Origin of the sequence: Lacticaseibacillus manihotivorans DSM 13343 = JCM 12514 (genome assembly GCF_001435035.1) — a bacterium.
In the GTDB taxonomy this organism is placed as follows: Bacteria; Bacillota; Bacilli; order Lactobacillales; family Lactobacillaceae; genus Lacticaseibacillus; species Lacticaseibacillus manihotivorans.
On sequence record NZ_AZEU01000083.1, the window covers coordinates 1 to 473 of the forward strand.

The following is a 473-nucleotide window of genomic DNA, read 5'->3' on the forward strand; positions in this document are numbered from 1 at the left end:
CTCCTGGAGATCAAGAATATTGATCTGCTGGAGAAGACCAGCCACCGCATCAAGCATAAGGCCAACACTCAGCACAAACGACTGCTTACTGGACGCAGTATCGATGAGCGCCCGAAACGTGTGGATAGTCGCCGTGAGTTCGGCCACTTCGAGCTAGACACAGTGGTGGGTAAGCGTGATGGTCAAGAGAGTGTCATTATGACGTTCATAGAACGCAAGTCCCGTTTCCAGTTCATGCGTCTGATTGACGGCCGCGACGCCGATTCGGTAAACTACGCCATGCGCGGTATCGTTGCGGAGTACGGCGACGTCATTAAAACGATTACTGCCGACAATGGCTCTGAGTTCGCCGACCTAGACTCGGTGCTCGATGGCGTGACCACTGTGTACTATGCGCACCCATACCGTTCCAGTGAGCGCGGCACCAACGAGGTCCACAATAAGATGGTTCGGCGAGACTTCCCCAAAGGTGA

General features: G+C 54.3%; 1 protein-coding gene. It reads left to right on the forward strand.

All coding sequences use genetic code 11. The features are described 5' to 3' along the window. On the forward strand, positions 1-473 hold a 473-nt coding region (locus FD01_RS04395), incomplete at both ends, for an IS30 family transposase (RefSeq protein WP_162257335.1).